The 17,241-nt window shown below is 65.8% G+C and carries 14 protein-coding genes; 9 read left to right on the top strand and 5 right to left on the bottom strand.

Annotated features, from left to right (window positions below; translation table 11 throughout):
- The first annotated feature begins 253 nt into the window (after window positions 1-253).
- Window positions 254-1,060 (top strand): AraC family transcriptional regulator, encoded by an 807-nt coding sequence (locus U5760_RS13300; RefSeq protein WP_322012326.1) that lies wholly within the window; start codon window positions 254-256, stop codon window positions 1,058-1,060.
- Window positions 1,061-1,076: 16 nt separating this feature from the next.
- On the opposite strand, the gene U5760_RS13295 is transcribed toward U5760_RS13300, so the two are convergent.
- Window positions 1,077-1,664 carry a LysE family translocator gene (locus U5760_RS13295; RefSeq protein ID WP_322012325.1) on the bottom strand — a complete coding sequence of 196 codons (588 nt, stop codon included), beginning with the start codon at window positions 1,662-1,664 and terminating at the stop codon, window positions 1,077-1,079.
- Between the two features lie 201 nt (window positions 1,665-1,865).
- Here U5760_RS13295 and cobF point away from each other — a divergent pair, with 201 nt between their 5' ends.
- Window positions 1,866-2,648 carry a precorrin-6A synthase (deacetylating) gene (gene cobF / locus U5760_RS13290; RefSeq protein ID WP_322012324.1) on the top strand — a complete coding sequence of 261 codons (783 nt, stop codon included), beginning with the start codon at window positions 1,866-1,868 and terminating at the stop codon, window positions 2,646-2,648.
- A gap of 36 nt (window positions 2,649-2,684) precedes the next feature.
- On the opposite strand, the gene U5760_RS13285 is transcribed toward cobF, so the two are convergent.
- From U5760_RS13285 to U5760_RS13275, 3 genes are all read right to left on the bottom strand, one after another.
- Entirely contained in the window at window positions 2,685-3,416 is a 732-nt protein-coding gene (locus U5760_RS13285; RefSeq protein ID WP_322012323.1) for a PepSY-associated TM helix domain-containing protein, read from the bottom strand.
- Window positions 3,413-4,096 carry a Fe2+-dependent dioxygenase gene (locus U5760_RS13280; protein WP_322012321.1) on the bottom strand — a complete coding sequence of 228 codons (684 nt, stop codon included), beginning with the start codon at window positions 4,094-4,096 and terminating at the stop codon, window positions 3,413-3,415. The genes U5760_RS13285 and U5760_RS13280 overlap by 4 nt, the downstream gene beginning before the upstream one ends.
- A gap of 130 nt (window positions 4,097-4,226) precedes the next feature.
- Window positions 4,227-6,443: a TonB-dependent siderophore receptor gene (locus tag U5760_RS13275; protein ID WP_322012320.1), complete on the bottom strand. Its 2,217-nt coding sequence runs from the start codon at window positions 6,441-6,443 to the stop codon at window positions 4,227-4,229.
- 614 nt (window positions 6,444-7,057) lie between these two features.
- Here U5760_RS13275 and U5760_RS13270 point away from each other — a divergent pair.
- From U5760_RS13270 to U5760_RS13245, 6 genes are all read left to right on the top strand, one after another.
- A complete protein-coding gene (locus tag U5760_RS13270) occupies window positions 7,058-8,170 on the top strand; it encodes a porin (RefSeq protein ID WP_322012318.1) in 1,113 nt (370 codons plus the stop codon).
- Between the two features lie 356 nt (window positions 8,171-8,526).
- On the top strand, window positions 8,527-10,161 hold the full coding sequence (locus U5760_RS13265; protein WP_322012317.1) for a methyl-accepting chemotaxis protein: 1,635 nt from the start codon (window positions 8,527-8,529) through the stop codon (window positions 10,159-10,161).
- 491 nt (window positions 10,162-10,652) lie between these two features.
- On the top strand, window positions 10,653-10,898 hold the full coding sequence (locus U5760_RS13260; protein WP_028209887.1) for a hypothetical protein: 246 nt from the start codon (window positions 10,653-10,655) through the stop codon (window positions 10,896-10,898).
- A gap of 393 nt (window positions 10,899-11,291) precedes the next feature.
- Window positions 11,292-12,281, top strand: a complete 990-nt coding sequence (locus U5760_RS13255; RefSeq protein ID WP_322012316.1) for a DedA family protein/thiosulfate sulfurtransferase GlpE — start codon at window positions 11,292-11,294, stop codon at window positions 12,279-12,281.
- 189 nt (window positions 12,282-12,470) lie between these two features.
- The gene (locus U5760_RS13250) at window positions 12,471-14,192 is read left to right on the top strand and encodes an FAD-dependent oxidoreductase (RefSeq protein ID WP_322012314.1); all 1,722 of its coding nucleotides are present in this window, start codon (window positions 12,471-12,473) and stop codon (window positions 14,190-14,192) included.
- The gene (locus U5760_RS13245) at window positions 14,185-15,456 is read left to right on the top strand and encodes a winged helix-turn-helix domain-containing protein (RefSeq protein ID WP_322012313.1); all 1,272 of its coding nucleotides are present in this window, start codon (window positions 14,185-14,187) and stop codon (window positions 15,454-15,456) included. The genes U5760_RS13250 and U5760_RS13245 overlap by 8 nt, the downstream gene beginning before the upstream one ends.
- A gap of 52 nt (window positions 15,457-15,508) precedes the next feature.
- Here U5760_RS13245 and U5760_RS13240 read toward each other — a convergent pair whose 3' ends face one another.
- A complete protein-coding gene (locus U5760_RS13240; protein ID WP_322012311.1) occupies window positions 15,509-15,784 on the bottom strand; it encodes a hypothetical protein in 276 nt (91 codons plus the stop codon).
- A 590-nt stretch (window positions 15,785-16,374) separates the two neighbouring features.
- Here U5760_RS13240 and U5760_RS13235 point away from each other — a divergent pair.
- The gene (locus U5760_RS13235) at window positions 16,375-17,184 is read left to right on the top strand and encodes a class I SAM-dependent methyltransferase (protein WP_322012310.1); all 810 of its coding nucleotides are present in this window, start codon (window positions 16,375-16,377) and stop codon (window positions 17,182-17,184) included.
- The last annotated feature ends 57 nt before the right edge of the window (window positions 17,185-17,241 follow it).

Raw genomic sequence — 17,241 nt, 5'->3', positions numbered from 1 at the left:
GGCCATCGCAGCGCCGGCCGCACTATCGTTGTGCGACTCGTGACGCATAAGCCAAATATTCGAGCGTGGGATTATCGCGGCGCGTATGTGACGCTGTTGTGAATCTTCACAGGAATACCTGCTCGCATGAAGATCGACGCCACCGTGGCCGCCCGCGCAAGATTGCACCTTGCGATAAGATGAAATTCTGCCTTTCATCTGGGGAGAATTCGTGCCCTCATCTTCACAACCCGCATCGCGATCCGCCGACACCGTGCCCCAATTCTGGCGCGATGGCGCGTTGCCGTTCGTCGAAGTGCGCGCGATTGCCGACGGCCGCAAGGTGCGTTACGGCGCGCACGCGCACAGCACGTTTTCCATCGGCGCAATCACGGGCGGCCGCAGCACCTGTCTGAACGGGCGCTCGCTCGAACACGTGGGCGCGGGCGCCGTGGTCGTCATCAATCCGGATGTGGTGCACGCATGCAACCCGGCGAAGAACACGCCGTGGTCCTACCGCATGTTCTATGTGGAGGTGGACTGGCTCGCACGGCTTCAGCAGGAGCTCGGCTTCAGCCCGAACCAGGGCTTTCGCGCGTTCGAGCAGACCTTGAGCCTGCGCCCCGATCTGTTCGCGGGACTCAACCGGCTTTACACGCTGCTCACCGACGAACACGAAGACACGTTGCACAAGGAAAGCGCCGTGACGGCCTATTTCTCGATGCTGCAACAGACGTTGAACCCGGCGCCCGCCACGGGGCGCGAGCCGAACCATCGGCTCGCACGCGCCGCCGAATACATCGACGGCAATTACACGCGCGCGCTCAAGCTCGAAGACATCTGCGCGGCGGCGGATCTCTCGCCTTCGTATCTGATCCGCGCATTCCGGCAGCAGTACGGCATGACCCCGCACGCGTATGTGGTGAACCGGCGCATCGAGTTCAGCCGCGCACAGTTGCGGCGCGGCCGCGCGATTGCCGAAGTCGCCGCCGATGCGGGTTTCGCCGATCAGGCTCACCTGCAACGGGCATTCCGCCAGTTCGTCGCCGCCACGCCGGGGCAGTATCGCGGCAACGCATGAGCTTGCCCGGCCAGGTTCAGCTCACCAGCAAGTAGAGGGCGCTGAGCGCCAGCAGCGCGGCCATGCTGCGGTTCACGAGCCGCACGCGGGCGCGCTCGCGCAACGCCTGGCGCAGCGTGGCGCCCGCCCACGCCCAGCACGCGATCGACAGATAGCAGATCACGAAGTAGATCGCGGCAAACTGCCAGATCACCGCTTTCTCGCCCGAGGCCGCATAGGCGCCCATGCCCGCCACCGATGCGAGCCACGCTTTCGGGTTGAGCCACTGCATGGTCGCGCCCATCATCAGCGAAGGACCGCGCGCGTCGGGATCGGCTTCGACGCTGCCGTCGTCGGCGGCAAGACGCCACGCGACATAAAGCAGGAAAACCACCCCCGTCCAGCGTATCGCGCGCGTGAGCCACGGCCACGCGACGAGCAACTCGCGCATGCCCAGCCCGATCAGCAACAAGAGCAGCACGAAGCCCACCGTCGCGCCGGTCACATGGCGCAGGCTCGTACGCAGGCCATAGCGCGCACCCGCACCCAGCGCGACGACATTGACAGGTCCAGGGGTGATCGACATGGCCAGCGCGAAGGCGGCCATGGAAAGCGTCATGCTCACGTTCATCCTCGTTACGCCCGGCGGGCGATGAATCATGGGAAGGAGCGTAAGCGGCACAAGCCCGCGCGTATTGAAGGAAATTACCCTCGCGGAACGCGCGCCGTGCCCGGCAAGGCCAATCCCGAAGACGGCGCACGCTCGAAGTCGCGCTATCATTCCGACGACCTGCTGGCCAGGGGCCAGTGAACGGAACGCACCACCATGAACCCCAAACGCATACTCGTGATCGGCATCGGTGCCGGCGACCCCGACTATCTGACCGTGCAGGCCATCAACGCCCTCAACGAAGCCGACGTGTTCTTCGTGATGGACAAGGGTCCGGCCAAGGAAAAACTGGTGGCGCTGCGCAAGGAAATCTGCGCGCGCTTCATCAAGGACGCGAACTACCGCATCGTCGAAGCGACGAGCCCCGAACGGCGCCGCGACGGCATCGACTACCGCGCGGCGGTGGAAGAGCTGAACAGCGAGAAGCAGCGCGTGTTCGAGCGGCTCATCGACGAAGAACTCGCGCAGGGTCAGTGCGGCGCGTTTCTCGTCTGGGGCGACCCCGCGCTTTACGACAGCACGATCCGCATTCTCGACGCAATACTGGCCGACGGCCGGCTCGCGTTCGATTTCGAGGTGATTCCCGGCATCAGCAGCGTGCAGGCGCTGACCGCGAAGCATCGCGTGCCGCTGAACTTCATCGGCCGGCCGGTCGAAATCACGACGGGCCGGCGTCTCAAGGAAGGTTTTCCGCAGGACGCGGACAGCGTGGTAGTGATGCTCGACGCGCAGAACACCTATCGCGATCTCGCGGGCGAGGACCTCGACATCTACTGGGGCGCCTATGTCGGCACGCCCGACGAGATCCTCGTGTCCGGGCGCCTGAGCGAAGTGAAGGACGAGATCGCGCGCGTGCGCGCCGAAGCGCGCGACGCGAACGGCTGGATCATGGATACCTATTTGTTGCGCCGGCGCGGCGTGAAGGATCAGGAAGACTGACTGCCGCGCCGGGGCGGCTGCGTGAGAGCTCGCCGGTCAGGCAAGCCCCGCGCACACGGCCACGATGATCGAGCCGATCACGAGCACGGCGCCCACGGTCTTGCGCTTGTTGAGCTCGGTCCACAGCAGCACGCCGGTCAGCGAAAGCAGGATCAGCGCGCCTGCGAAGGTGTCGATGAAGAGCACCCAGCCGATGCTCATGCCCACGCCCTTGTGCAGGTTCGTGAGGGTCGCGAGCAGCGAGTTGTTGTTGCGCTTGAGCGTGACGAAGTCGTTGCCGTCCCAGTATTCGACCGAAACGCTCTCGTTGGGCGACGAAAACATCAGTTGCCAGTGCTCGGGCTGAACCGTCTGGCGGTCGCCCCAGGCCACCGGATGCTCGGGTTCCTTCTGCACGCGGCCCATGCGGGCGGGCAGCTTCAGGTCCGGTTGCGACTGGAGCCACTTCGCGAGCTCGCGCGGCGTGTCGGGCGCGGGGTCGGGCAGCTTGAGCTGCATCGTCGAGACCTGCGGCGCGCCCGGCGAAATGCGCAGCGGTTCGCCGCGATGGTTGAGCACGAAGCCCGTCACGCCGAACAGCAACCCGATCGCCGCGCCCCATAGTCCTACCCAGCCATGCACCTTGCGCAGCCACTTGATGAAGGTGGCGCGGCGCGAACGCTTCGCGCGGTCCTCGCGCGCGGCGGCATCGAGGGGCGAGAGGACCGGTTGCGGCGCCGCGGCGGGGCGGTATGCCGCGTCGATCCCGGCAGTCTCGGGAAAACTCACGTTTCACTCCAGATACGCAAAAGATTGTGATAGCAACCAACGAGGCTGCGCCGCGCCTGCGGGTCGGCATCGCTCGCGTTCAGACGCTGGATGGCGGTGTCCATGTCGAAGAGCAGCGCGCGCTGCGTGTCGCTGCGCACGAGGCTCTGCACCCAGAAGAAGCTCGCCACGCGCGCGCCGCGCGTCACCGGCGTGACCTGGTGCAGGCTCGTGGCCGGATAGACGATCATGTCGCCGGCCGGCAGCTTGACCTGCTGCACGCCGTAGCTGTCCTCGATCACGAGTTCGCCGCCGTCGTACTCGTCGGGTGCGGAAAGAAATAGCGTGACCGAAACGTCCGTGCGCAGCTTCACGCCGTTGGGCAGCACGCGCACCGCGCCGTCCACGTGACTGCCGAAGGTCATGCCGCCCTCGTAGCGGTTGAAGAGCGGCGGGTACACCTGATTGGGCAGCGCGGCGCTGATGAAGAGCGGATTGCGCTCGATCGCGGCCAGTATCACGTCGCCGAGTTCGCGCGCGATGGGCGTGTGCTCGGCAATCTGCTGATTGCGCTTCACAGGCGCGCCCGAGTATCCGGCCGTCGCGCGGCCGTCCACCCAGGCGTCGCCGGCCTGGTCGAGCCGCTCGCGCAGGCTGCGCACCTGCTCGGGCGTCAGTACGTTCGGTATGTGCACTAGCATCGTGTTTCCTTTCCTTGCGCCGGGCTTGACCGGTTCGGGCGGTTCGCGCCGTTCGCGCAAAAGCGCGCATTGTGCGCGCTTTTCGTGACACTGCATGACACGGCAAAAATAGTCGAACGGCGCGCCGCGATCAGAGCCGGTAGTCGAACGTCGCGAGGAACGTGCGCCCGATGCCCGGCACCGAACGTCCGCCATCCGACTGGATCAGCGCGTCGTAGTAGAACTTGTTCGTCAGGTTCAGCAGATTCAGCCGCACGTCCCACTTCTTCTGCTCGTACTCGGCCATCGCGTCCCAGCGGGTATAGCCGCCCACCGAAACATAGTTCGTATTGGCCGCGTAGCGGGCCGACATGTAGGTCGGGCCGCCGCCCACCTCCCAGTGCGGCGCGAACGCGTAGGTCGTCCACAGCGTGAAGGTGTTGCGCGGCGTGTTCGCGAGCGTGTTGCCCTGGGTGCCGTCCAGCGCCTGAAGCACCACGCCGTCCATATACGTGTAGCCGCCGAACACTTGCCACTTGTCGGTGATGTGCCCCGTCACGCCGGCCTGGAAGCCGCGCACGCGCACGTCGCCTTCCAGCAGGTATTCGCCGCTGGACGTCTGCGTGCGCGCGTTGTCCATCTCCTGCTGGAAGAGCGCGGAGGTGACCGAAAGATTGCCGCCCAACAGGTCCCACTTGCTGCCCACTTCATACGATTTCGTATGCTCGGGTGCGAGGTCCTGCGTGTTGTTCGTGAGCGTGAGCGCCTCGAGCGACGGGTCGAACGACGTGCCGTACGAGAAGTAATACGACTGCCAGTCGGTAGGCTGATAGATCACCCCCGCACGCACGCTCGTGAACGTGTTGGTCTGGGCCGCATAGGCCGGCAAGCTGACCGTGTTCGCGATGTGTGCCTGAAAGCGGTCCCAGCGCACGCCGCCGATCAGCTTCCAGTGCTCGCCCAGTGACATCGTCTCGTTCATGTACGCCGCCAGCGACGTCGCGCCCGACTCCGCATGGTTGCCCACCGTCTGCGTGACGTTCGAAGGCGTGGGGATATACACCGGATCGAGCAGCGAGAGAATCGGCAGGTTGTTGCGCGTATAGGCCTGATTCGTGTAGCTGTCGTGGCCCACTTCGAAGCCGGCGATCAGGTCGTGCTTCACGAAGCCCGTGTCGAACTTGTACTCGGCCATCGTGTCGTTGTAGACCGAGTGATTCTCGATCACGCGGTCGTGGCTCGCGAGCTTGACGTAGAGATCGGTGAGCGGCAGCGTGGTGTAGTTGCCGTTCTTGAGCGCCGGGCTCGTGGCGAGCGGTCCGGTCAGCACGGCGCCCGCCGCGGTCTCTCGCGCATCGGTGAGCGAGTGCGAGAACTCCGTCTGGTTGCTGATCTTGAACTGATCGTTGAACTTGTGATCGACGCGCGCCGTGACGGTCTGGATGTCCTGGATCGTGCGATCGTCGGTAAGGCCGTAGTACGTGCTCTTCGAAGGCGCGAACGCATGACCGTTGATCGACTGCACGCCGTAGTCGGGCATGTCGTCGTTGTGCTGGATCAGCGCGGACAGCGTGACCTCGGTCGGCGTGCCGATGCCGAAGCGCAGCTCGGGCGCGATGCCGTAGTCCTTGTTCTTCATCTCGTCGCGCGTCGAGCCGAGCGACTGGCCGAACGCATTCAGGCGGAACGCCGCCGTGTCGCCGAGCGGATGGTTCAGGTCGACGCTCGTGCGGTAGTGGTCGTCGGTGCCGACCGTGGTCGAGACTTCGGCGGAGGGCGTGAGGTTCGCCTTCTTCGTCACCTGGTTGACGACGCCACCCGTGGAGCCGCGGCCGAACAGCATCGACGAAGGGCCGTAAAGCACTTCGATGGCGTCGAGATCGAAGGTGTCGCGGTAGTACTGGTTGCGGTCGCGAAAACCGTCCAGATAGATGTCGTTCTGCGCCGTGAAGCCGCGCAGGTTGATGTTGTTGCCGATCTGGCCGCCTTCGGCGCCGCCGATCGTGATGCCGGGCGCGTTGCGCAAGGCGTCCTGGAACGAGGTCGCGCCTTGCGACTCCATCACCGCCTTGTTGATGACCGTGACCGCCTGCGGAATATCGCGCAGCGCCGTGGGCGTCTTCGCACCGACCGTCGAGCGTTCCGCCTGGAAGTCCTGAGGGGCCGCCTGGCTCGAAACGGAGATGGCGGGGAGCGTCGAGCCTTCGGCCGGGCCAGAGGCCGCCGCGCCGGAAGCCGTTGCGGGAGCGGCGGCTTGAGCGGCCTGGGCAGTCTGGCTAGCGGGCGCGCTCTGCGCGAGCGCGGGGGAAGCAAAAGGCACGGCAAAAGCCAGCGCGAGCGCACTCGCGAGCGGCGTCCTGTTCAACATGGGAGTCCCTGTCCGACGGAAAACCCGGGCGAAGGGGCATGCGCGGTGACGCATGCGGCCCGGGTGCGATGGCTGGCTGGCCGCCCTTCTTCAAACTGGCAAGGACACGACGCTAGGCTGGCTGTTGTTATGGAATGAACCGGTTTATGCGATTCAAATGAGAATCGATATCATTCCATATGTTTCTGTTTATTTCAATCGTAGGGAGATCGACAGCAACGCTTCAAATTGTTTCCGAAAATTACATCGTTATTAATATAAATGTAATTTGATGAAGCCTTTGTGTAAGGCATTGAAAGCTTCACGATCCCCATGCCCAACGGATGAAACAGGCTCCGGATCAAGGAGTGAAACGCATCGTGCAGACAGAATTCGTCATGCCGCCGCGCCAGCACCGGAAGTGAACGAATCGTGAATATCAACACTCACCTGGTTCGCATTACTTATTATTTATCATGAGGTAGCGGCAATTCGAATGGCCCGCTGCGCAGCGATCGGCTGCGATTTCCGAACCGCTTCTATAATGGCTCCGCCGGTTGTCGTAAGCGATGCATCGCCCGGCTGTCGTTCGTTGTGGCTTCCATGATAGTTGCGCTTCCTGCGAAGGTCCTCTCATGAAACTACGCGACACCACCCTTGCCACGCTCATCGCCGTCACGCCCATCGTGCCCATTACGGCGCTCGCACAAAGCAGCGTGACGCTCTATGGCCGGCTCGACGGCGGCATCGAATACCTGAATCACGTCTCCACTGCCTCCGGTACCGCCACGCGCTGGAGCGCCGAAGGCGGCGACTGGGGCACCAGCATGCTCGGCCTGCGCGGCACGGAAGATCTGGGCGGCGGTCTCAGTTCGCTGTTCGACCTCGAAACCGCGCTGCAAATCATGAACGGTACGACGGGCGGCGGCCTGCTCTTCTCGCGGCGCGCCTATGTCGGCCTCAAGGACAGCACCTGGGGCCAGTTGCAGGCAGGCCGCAACCTCTTCATCGACAGCGACGGCGTGTGGGAATTCGATCCGCTCGTGCAACAGGCAGTCTCATCGGCCTCGCTCGTGCGCGGCCGCAACTGGCAGCAAACCAACAACAACGTCGAATATCACAGCCCCGTGATACACGGCCTGGACGTGCAGGGGCAATATGCGTTCGGCAACCAGACGAGCTTCAACGAAGGCGCATCGGGCCAGTTCGGACGCTCCAACGGCATCATGCTGAGCTACCACTCGCCCGCCTTTGACCTGCGCGGCATCTACGACGAACTGCGCGACCAGTACGGGCGCTTCAGCAACATCTTCACGGCGTCGCGCGAATACTTCGCGGGTGCGAACATTCGCGTGGAGAAGTTCAAGATCCAGGCCGCCTACACGCACTACTCGGCGCCCGATACGCCTACGGGTCTCGCCGATAGCGCCGACCACTACTGGCTGGGCGCGACCTGGCAGCCCGATGCGCGCTGGGCCGTGACCGGCGCGGGCTTCTATATTCACGTGGGCGACGGCGCGGGCGACGCAACCCACGACCCCGGCGGCCACGCCATGCTTTATGTGCTCGGCACGACCTACAACCTGAGCGCGCGCACCTTCCTCTATGGAACGGTAGCGTATGTGCGCAACGGCGGCGCCTCGGACTTCTCGGTGTTCGCGACGCCGCGCGGCGCCGATCCTTCCACAAGCCCGCTGGCCGGCGAATCGCAGACCGGTGCCTACATCGGCATGATGCATAACTTCTGAAAGCGGGTTCGAGATTGACGCGCAAAGATATTGCTTCGGTATCCTTTTTATTATCGGGCACTCCGTTCCACGACAATGCGAACGAAAAAGGCTCGACGCTATCCAGTCCGCATACGAAGCAATGAGTCGACCGAACGCACCCGGCTTGTCCACAGGTTTGGTGGGCAACCCTGTGCATATCTCGTCGAGACTCGCGCCTGGTCCTTGAACCGAAAGGGAAATTTCCGCGCGCCGCGGATTCGGGCCCCCTCTGCATAGCCGCGGACTCCAAAGACCCTAAAGAAGGTATGGAGATATGCCGTTAATACCGCTCAGTGATGTTAGGCCGCATCAGCGGCCCGCCAGCAAGGAATCCCATGCGCAACAACCTGCCTGTCACGCAGCACGAATACGACTACCCTGCCTCGCAGATGCTCGTCTCGGCCACCGACCTGAAAGGCCGCATCCAGTACTGCAACCCGGCGTTCGTCGCCGTTTCCGGCTACACCCGCGAAGAGCTGACCGGTCAGCCGCACAACATCATCCGTCACCCGGACATGCCCGCCGACGCCTTTGCGGACATGTGGAACACCATCCGCGACGGCCGCCCGTGGACAGCACTCGTGAAGAACCGCCGCAAGAACGGCGACCACTACTGGGTGCGCGCGAACGTCACGCCGGTGTCCGAACTGGGTTCGGTCGTGGGTTATCTGAGCGTGCGTGTGAAGCCTTCGCGCGAAGAGGTACGGGCGGCCGAAGCGCTCTATGAAAAGATGCGCGAAGGCACGTTGCGCGGCGCGCGTCTGCGGCGCGGCGCGATCGTGCGCACCGGGCTCGCCGGCGCCTTGCAGGCGCTCCTGCGCGTGCCGATCGCCACGCGCATCGCGCTCGGTTATGGCGGCGTGCCCGCCGTGCTCGCGCTCGCCGGGGTCGCGGCATGGCAGGGGCTGCCGCCGCTGCCGTTCTGGGCGGCGTTCGGTGTGGCGAGCGTGTGCAGCGTCGCGGCCTGGTGGCTGACCACGCGTCACCTCGGCGCGCCGCTCGACCAGATGGCCGCCGCCTCCACGCGCATGGCCGCGGGCGACCTCACCGCCACGCTGAACATCACCACGAGCGACGATCTGGGCGACGTGCTGCAGGCCCTGAACCAGTTGCAGGCGAATCTCACGGCGATCGTCTCCGACGTGCGCTCGCAGATCGACGGCATGCTCGACGCCGCGCGCGAGATCTCGAGCGGCAACGTCGACCTCTCGCGCCGCACCGAGCTCCAGGCGGCCTCGCTCGAAGAGACCGCCGCGACCATGGATCAGCTCACCACCACGGTTCAAGCCAACGCCGAAGCGAGCGCCCGCGCGCTCGATCTCGCGCGCGAAGCCCAGGCCGCTGCCGCCGAGGGCGGCTCGATCGCCGGCCAGGTGGAGCACACGATGTCGGGCATCACCGAAGCGTCGCGGCGCATCAGCGACATCGTCGGCGTGATCGACGGCATTGCGTTCCAGACCAACATTCTCGCGCTGAACGCCGCCGTCGAAGCCGCACGCGCGGGCGAAGCCGGCCGCTCGTTCGCCGTGGTCGCGGGCGAAGTGCGCATGCTCGCCCAGCGCTGCGCGGCATCGGCGAAGGAAATCAAGCAGGTGGTCGACGCGAGCGTGAGCGAGATCGGCAAGGGCACGCAACTGGTGGAGCGCACCACGGCGCAGATGCACGCGATCGACGCGGCCGTGAGCCGCGTGTCGTCGATCATCGTCGAGGTCGCGAACGCGAGCGGCGAGCAGGCCGAAGGCATTCGTCAGGTGAACCAGGCCGTGGCCCACCTCGACAGCGCCACCCAGCAGAACGCGGCGCTCGTCGAACAGGCGGCCGCCACGGCGCAGCGCCTCGCCGACCAGGCCGACGTGCTCGACGAAGCCGTGCGCCTTTTCACCATCGCGGGTGCACAAACCTCGCGGCGCAACCCCGCGCGGGCTACCCGGACGAGCGCGGCACTCGAGCTGGAAGCGGAAACCGTCTAGGCGCAGATCCGCAGCGGGCCCCGCCGCTCAACGGGGCCCGATTGGTCTGAAAGATCGGCGTAAGTCCCATCTCGACACCTGACGCACCCGCCTGCACCATAGTGAGCGTCAGCAGTTCGCACGCGAGTCTGCTGACCCGAGTAACAACGGCGTTTCATCGGCTCGCCCGGCCATGTCGGACGAGCCGTATTTTTTTCCGGCCGGAAACGGCTGGTAAGGTGAGGGAATCCGGGAGCCGGACCGTACCCGCCAAGGCGCCGCCGCTGGTGGATTGCGTCACACGCATGACAACCGGCCACTGCGCGCCTGCACCGTTGCAGGGCACGCAAAAGTACGTGTGGTGGTTGCGAGTCGCGTTACACTGGCTGGCCGGGGCCTGTCGGAAAGGAGCAGGCAGCCGCGCAGTGTGCGCCCGCGCGCACTCGCGAGAGGACGCCGTGCCGCCGACCCCGTACAATGGCTCGACCACCCTATGCACGAGGACGACATCAATGCGCACGACCGGGTCTTCCGGAACCATGACCCTGCTCACCGAGCATGACGACGCGACCGGGCGCGAGCTGCGTTCGCTACGGCTCGAATCGGCGGCCGACGGCAAGAGCCTGCTGCTGATCGAAGTGGACGAGCGCAAGCCTGGCATACACCGCGAAGTGCGTTATGAAATCACGCCGGCGGAACTGATCGCGGCGATCCGCGCGCAAGGCGCCGAGCTGCCCGGAGAGTCGCACACGCGATAAGTCCGCGGTAAGTCCGCACTAAGCCCGCACTAAGCCGATGGTCGGCGACGCCCGGTTGGGCCGGGCGTCTGCACGCACCAACCGGTTGCCCATGTCACGGACGTAACGGGCATACCGCTTTTTTTCGAGTGATCTCCCCGCAAGACATGCCGCATTGCGCAAGCGCCGCGGCCCGTCGCGCACGAGCGCCCCGGCACCTCGCCGCGCTCCGCAGCTCTGTGTATTTCCCGCTTTTCCCGCCGCCCGCGCGCGGCGCTCGGGCGTTCGCCGGAGCCAACGCCCGAGCGTCTGAAGACGCATGGCGCGCGTCGCTTGCACGCCTTCGAAATGCGTCCATAATCGTTACGTTACTCTTCCATTTTCCGCCCCCCACATGGCGACGGAAGTAAGCCGATGCTACATGACCTCATCGAGCAGTACGGGCCTGCTCTCGTGTTCGCAAACGTGCTCGCCGGATCGCTAGGCCTGCCCGTGCCCGCCATGCCTGCCCTCGTGCTGTTCGGCGCGATGGCGGCCATGCATCCCGGTTCGATCGGCCAGCAGGTCGCGCCGGTGCTCGTGCTCGCCGTGTTCGCCACGCTGATCGGCGACAGCGTCTGGTTCCTCGCGGGGCGGCTCTACGGCGGCAACACGCTCAAGACGCTCTGCAAGCTTTCGCTCTCGCGCGACACCTGCGTGAAGAAAACCGAACGCTTCTTCGGGCGCTGGGGCGTGCGCGTGCTGGCCGTCGCGAAGTTCATTCCGGGCCTCTCGATCGTTTCCGTGCCGATGGCCGGCGCGATGGGCACGCCGTACCGCCAGTTCCTCGGCTTCGACGGGATCGGCGCCGCGCTGTGGTCCAGCACGGGCCTGCTGATCGGCGTGCTGTTCGCGCCGCAGATCGACATGATGCTGGCCGGCGCGAGCCACCTCGGGCGCATGGCCGCCGTGGTGATCGTGGTGCTGCTCGCGCTCTACACGCTCTATCGCTGGCAGCGCCGCCGCCAGCTCATCAAGAAGCTGGCCAACGCGCGCATCACCGTGGACGACCTCTATCGCGCGATGAGCGGCAAGCCGCCGCCCGTGGTGTTCGACATCCGTTCGGAGGAAAAGCGCAAGCTCGATCCGTACATCATTCCCGGGGCGATCTTCGCCGACGAGCGCAAGCTCGACGAGATTCTCTCGAAATTTCCCCTCGAGCAGAAGCTCGTGATCTACTGCTCGTGCCCCAATGAAATCTCCGCGGCCTGGATGGCGAAACAGCTCGCGGAAGCCGGCTACCACGACGTCGTGCCGCTCCTCGGCGGCATCGACGCCTGGCGCGATTCGGGCCATCCGCTCGAGTCGCTGATCTCCGCCGCCTGCGAGCCGATCGCGGTGCAAATCACGCCGAAGGCGATTTAACCGGGCGCCGCCGGGCCGCGCATCGCATGCCTGGTTCGCATGCTCCGCGGCAGCGGTCCGGCGCCTGTTCATCGCCGCGGCACGGCCTTGCTGCCGCGCTGTCGCCGCCGAATTTCCGCCATGAGTCTGCATGAATCCGCATCGAGGCCCGGCGCTGTCCGGCGCCGGATGCACAAGGAGAACCGCTAGATGGGCACCATCAACGAAGCCGAGGTTCATCACGCCGATACGCAGCCGCAGCCGGCCGAAGCGCCGTTCTCGATGCTCGCCACGCGGCGCCACCAGATGTTCCCCGTGCTGACCGACGACGAGATCGACCGCCTGCGCCGCTTCGGCGAAGTGCGCCAGTGGGCGCCGGGCGACTGGCTCTTCCGCACGGGCGAAACCGGCCCGGGCATGTTCGTTCTGCTCGACGGATCGGTGAAGGTTTATCAGCGCGACGGGCTCGGGCGCGAAAAGCACGTCAACGAGCACCATCGCGGTTCGTTCCTCGCCGAGGTCGGCCAGCTTTCGGGCGGCCCGGCTTTGGTCGACGGCGTAGCGCTCGAACCGGTCGTCGCCCTCCTGATTCCGCCGGAGCGGCTGCGCGCGGCCATCATCGCCGAAGCGGAACTGGGCGAGAAGATCGTGCGCGCGCTGATCCTGCGCCGCGTCGCGCTGATTGAAAAGGGCGCCGGCGGCCCGATTCTCGTCGGCAAGCACGACGATCCCGCCCTCGTCCTGCTGCAAGGGTTTCTCTCGCGCAACGGGCACCCGTACAGCGTGCTCGACGAACGCGACGCGTGCATGCTCGGCGTGATCGAGCGCTATGCCGCGCGCGTCGAAGACCTGCCGCTCGTGATCTGTCCGGACGGCTCGGTGCTGCGCCGCCCCACCGCGCCCGAACTCGCCACCTGCCTCGGGCTTTTGCCCGAACTCGACGGCAACCGCGTTTATGACGTCGCCGTGGTCGGCGCCGGTCCCGCGGGGCTCGCCACCGCCGTGTATGCAGCCTCCGAAGGGCTTTCGGTGATCGTGCTCGATGCGCGCGCGCCGGGTGGCCAGGCGGGCGCGAGCTCGCGCATCGAAAACTATCTCGGCTTTCCCACCGGCATCTCGGGCCAGGCGCTCGCGGGCCGTGCGTTCGTGCAGGCGCAGAAGTTCGGCGCGCACGTGGCGATACCGGTGAAGGTGCACAAGCTGCACTGCGACGAGCGGCCGCTGCGGCTCGAAACGTGCAGCGGCAATGTGCTGGCGCAAACCGTGGTGATCGCGAGCGGCGCCGTGTACCGGCGCCCCGCCATCGACGGGCTGGACCGCTACGAAGGGCACGGCGTCTACTACTGGGCCTCGCCGGTCGAAGCGAAGCTCTGCAAGCACGAGAACGTGGTGCTCGTGGGCGGCGGCAACTCGGCGGGCCAGGCCATCGTCTATCTTTCGTCGCACGCGCGCCAGATCGATGTGCTCATTCGCAAGCCGGGCTTCGAATCGACCATGTCGCGCTATCTGATCGACCGCATCGCTTCGCTGCCGAACGTGAATGTGCATCCGGGGAGCGAAATCGGCGCGCTCGGCCAGGACGATACGGGGCTCGCCGCGATCCTGCTCAAGTCGCCGTGCCTGACGGGCATGGACCGCTTCGACGCGCGCCATCTGTTCCTCTTCACGGGCGCCAACCCTAATACCGCCTGGCTGCACGCCTGTGGGGTGGCGCTCGATCCGCACGGCTTCGTGATCACCGGCGACGGCGATTCGTCATGCAGCCTCGCGACCTCGGTGGAAGGCGTATACGCGATCGGCGATGCGCGCGCGGGCTCGACCAAGCGCGTCGCGGCGGCGGTCGGCGAAGGCGCGGCCGTGGTCGCGCAGATCCACCAGTTGCTCGCGCAACTACCGGTGCAGGTGGCCATGGCGGCAGGCGCCCATGCGTGAGGACGCGGCGCTCGACGCCGCCGCCGAAACGCCCTCCGCCAGCGCAAGCCCGCTTGCCGTGCTGCCGCTCGCGGCGGCACGCACGATCCACCTCGCGGCCCAGGGACTGCTCGCGCCGCCGCGGCGCAAGGCAACGAAAGCCGATGTGCTCGATGCGGTCCGCCGCATGGCGCAGCTTCAGATCGACACGATCCACGTGGTCGCGCGCAGCCCGTATCTCGTGCTGTTCAGCCGCATCGGCGCTTACGAGCCGCAATGGCTCGACGCGCATCTCGCCGAAGGGCAACTCTTCGAATACTGGTCGCACGAGGCCTGCTTCGTGCCGATCGAAGACTACGGGCTGCTGCGCCATCGCATGCTCGACCCTTCGGGCATGGGCTGGAAGTACGCGGCCGAATGGCATGCGAAGTACCGGCGCGAGATCGACGCGCTGCTCGCGCGCATCCGCGCGAACGGCCCGGTGCGTTCCGCCGATTTTGCGCGTGCCGAAGGCGAGAAAGGCGGCGGCTGGTGGGACTGGAAGCCGGAGAAGCGTCACCTGGAAGTGCTGTTCGCCACAGGCAGGCTCATGGTCTCCGAGCGGCGCAACTTCCAGCGCGTCTACGACGTGGCCGAACGCGTGCTGCCGCACTGGAACGACGCGCGCGACCTGCCGCCGCGCACGGACGCGGAGCGCACGCTGCTCCTGCGAACCTGCCGGGCGCTGGGCGTGATCCGCGCGGACTGGGCCGCCGACTACTACCGTCTGCCGCGCCGCCCGTATGGCGACGCGCTGCATGCGCTCGCCGACGAAGGCGAACTGTTGCCGGTACGCGTGGAGGGCTGGAAGCACGACGCGTTCGTGCATCGCGAGTTCGCACCGCTACTCGACGAAGCGGCGAACGGCAAACTCTCATCGACGGTCACGACGCTGCTCTCGCCGTTCGATCCGGTGATCTGGGACCGCAAGCGCGCGACGGCGCTGTTCGACTTCGACTATGTGATCGAGTGCTATCTGCCCGCCGCGAAGCGCAAGTACGGTTACTTCGTACTGCCGATATTGAGCCGCGGGCGTCTGGTGGGCCGGATCGATGCAAAGGCGCATCGAGCGCAGCAGGTCTTCGAGGTGAAGGCGCTGCATCTGGAATCGGGAGTGCGGGTGAGCGGACGCCTTGTCAGCGATCTGCGCCGCGCGCTGCAGCGTTGCGCGGAGTGGCACGGCACGCCGGAACTGCGCATCGGCACCGCACCGGACGGATTGGCGCAGGCGTTGCTGGCCGGGTGAGACTGCAAGGCGGCGACGCGTGGGAGCGTCGCCGCCGTTGGTGTTCGCGCGCCTAGCGCTCCAGCTTGACGCGCAGTTCGCGCGCCGCTTCCAGCAGACCCTGGTAGCCGGAGCGCGCATGCTCGGGCAGATCCGGGTCGCCCACGAGCGCGCCCAGCGTTTCCACGAGACTATAGACGAGGCCTCTTGCTGCGCCTGCCGCGATGCTGCCCGACTTCACGCCTTCGTCGACGTGCGTGAGCGCCGCGTTCAGATGCTCCAGGTCGGGTTGCGCCGGAGCGCCGCCCGGCGACTGGGCGTCCTGCTTCTGTGTGTCGTCGCTCGCCATGATGAAACGTTTCTCCTCGGTGACAAGTAATCGAAAGGATCCCGCAGTTCTTTTATATACCCATCGCAGGCGGGCGTCCATCGTGCCTGCACGGGACTCACGGCAGGCTCCCGAATCTTCTCACCTTTGCGCAGCCGGCGTGGCGGTGTGCCGCACACGGTTGATGTCTGCACGCGCGCCCATGCGAGAAAAGAGCCTTGAAAACAAGGTGGGATTGCGAAAGAACATGAACCGGATAGCGCGCTGCCCACGCTGCCGTGAGTCGCACGAACCTCGCCTGCTTCACCTCCCGCAAAATCTCACCTCACACGGCGAACCGTTGTTTCGGTTAGCCTGGCAAGCGCGTAGCGCGCATCCGTGCATTTCACCAATATGTCATTTCACCCCTTGTTTTTAGGTCTCTTTCATCGATATCCGGTTTGACCCAACCTCCACCCTTTACACAAAGGTGCGTATTCCTGACTCTCCAGGCTCACTCCCGAAAAAGCTCACCTCTTGCGCAAGGACCGTCTTGACGCCGTCGTGCGTGCTCTCCAGACTGTGCGAGTTGCGCGCTCCCCGACACTCCCTCTCTGCCCGCCGACCCCACCATGAGCTCGATCACGCCTTTCGTCCCCGACCGCTTCCGCCACGCCGCCCCGCACTATCTGCTCGGCCGTCCCGCCTACTCGCCCGCGCTGATTCGCCGCGTGGCGCAGCACGCCGGACTCGACGGCACGCAGCGCCTGCTCGACCTCGGCTGCGGGCCGGGGCAGCTCTCGCTCGCATTCGCAAGCTGGGTCGCGCAGGCGCTCGCCATCGATCCCGAACCGGCCATGCTCGGCGTCGCGTCCGAACTCGGCGCGGGCATGGCGCCCAACATCGAGTACCGGCAAGGCAGTTCGTACGATCTCGACGCCACGCTCGGCACGTTTCATCTCGCAGTCATCGGGCGCGCGTTTCACTGGATGGATCGCGCCGATACGCTCGTGCGCCTCGACACCCTGCTGGCGCCCCGGGGCGCCGTCGCGCTCTTCGGCACCCAGCACCTGGACGACCCGCTGCGTCCGTGGGCTGCGCAATACCGCACGCTGCTCGACCAGTACGCGAACGAAGATCCCGCGCGCGCTCAACGCAAATCGGCGGAATGGGAAAACCACGCGGACGTGCTCGCACGCTCCGCGTTTGCGGCGCTCGAACGCATTTCGGTGATCGAGTACCGGCGCGTGAGCGCCGAGCAGTTGAAGGCGCGCCCGCTCTCGATGTCGAGCCTGTCGCGCGAACGTCTGGGCGAGCGGCTGGACACGCTGCTCGCGGGCATCGACGCCCTCGTGGCCGAGCATTCGAGCGACGGCTGGCTGATCGAGCGCATCGAATCCACGGCTTTGCTGGCCACACGCGCGCCGGGTTCGCCCGATTGACCGGGTTCATCCGGCCTTCGTGACGCCCTGAAGTGACGCCCTGAAGACAACCGCGCA

It is taken from the genome of Paraburkholderia sp. J12 (assembly GCF_905220215.1).
Lineage (GTDB): Bacteria > Pseudomonadota > Gammaproteobacteria > Burkholderiales > Burkholderiaceae > Paraburkholderia.
The sequence above is the reverse complement of the archived record's forward strand: the minus strand, read 5'-3'. Positions and strand labels throughout refer to the sequence as shown.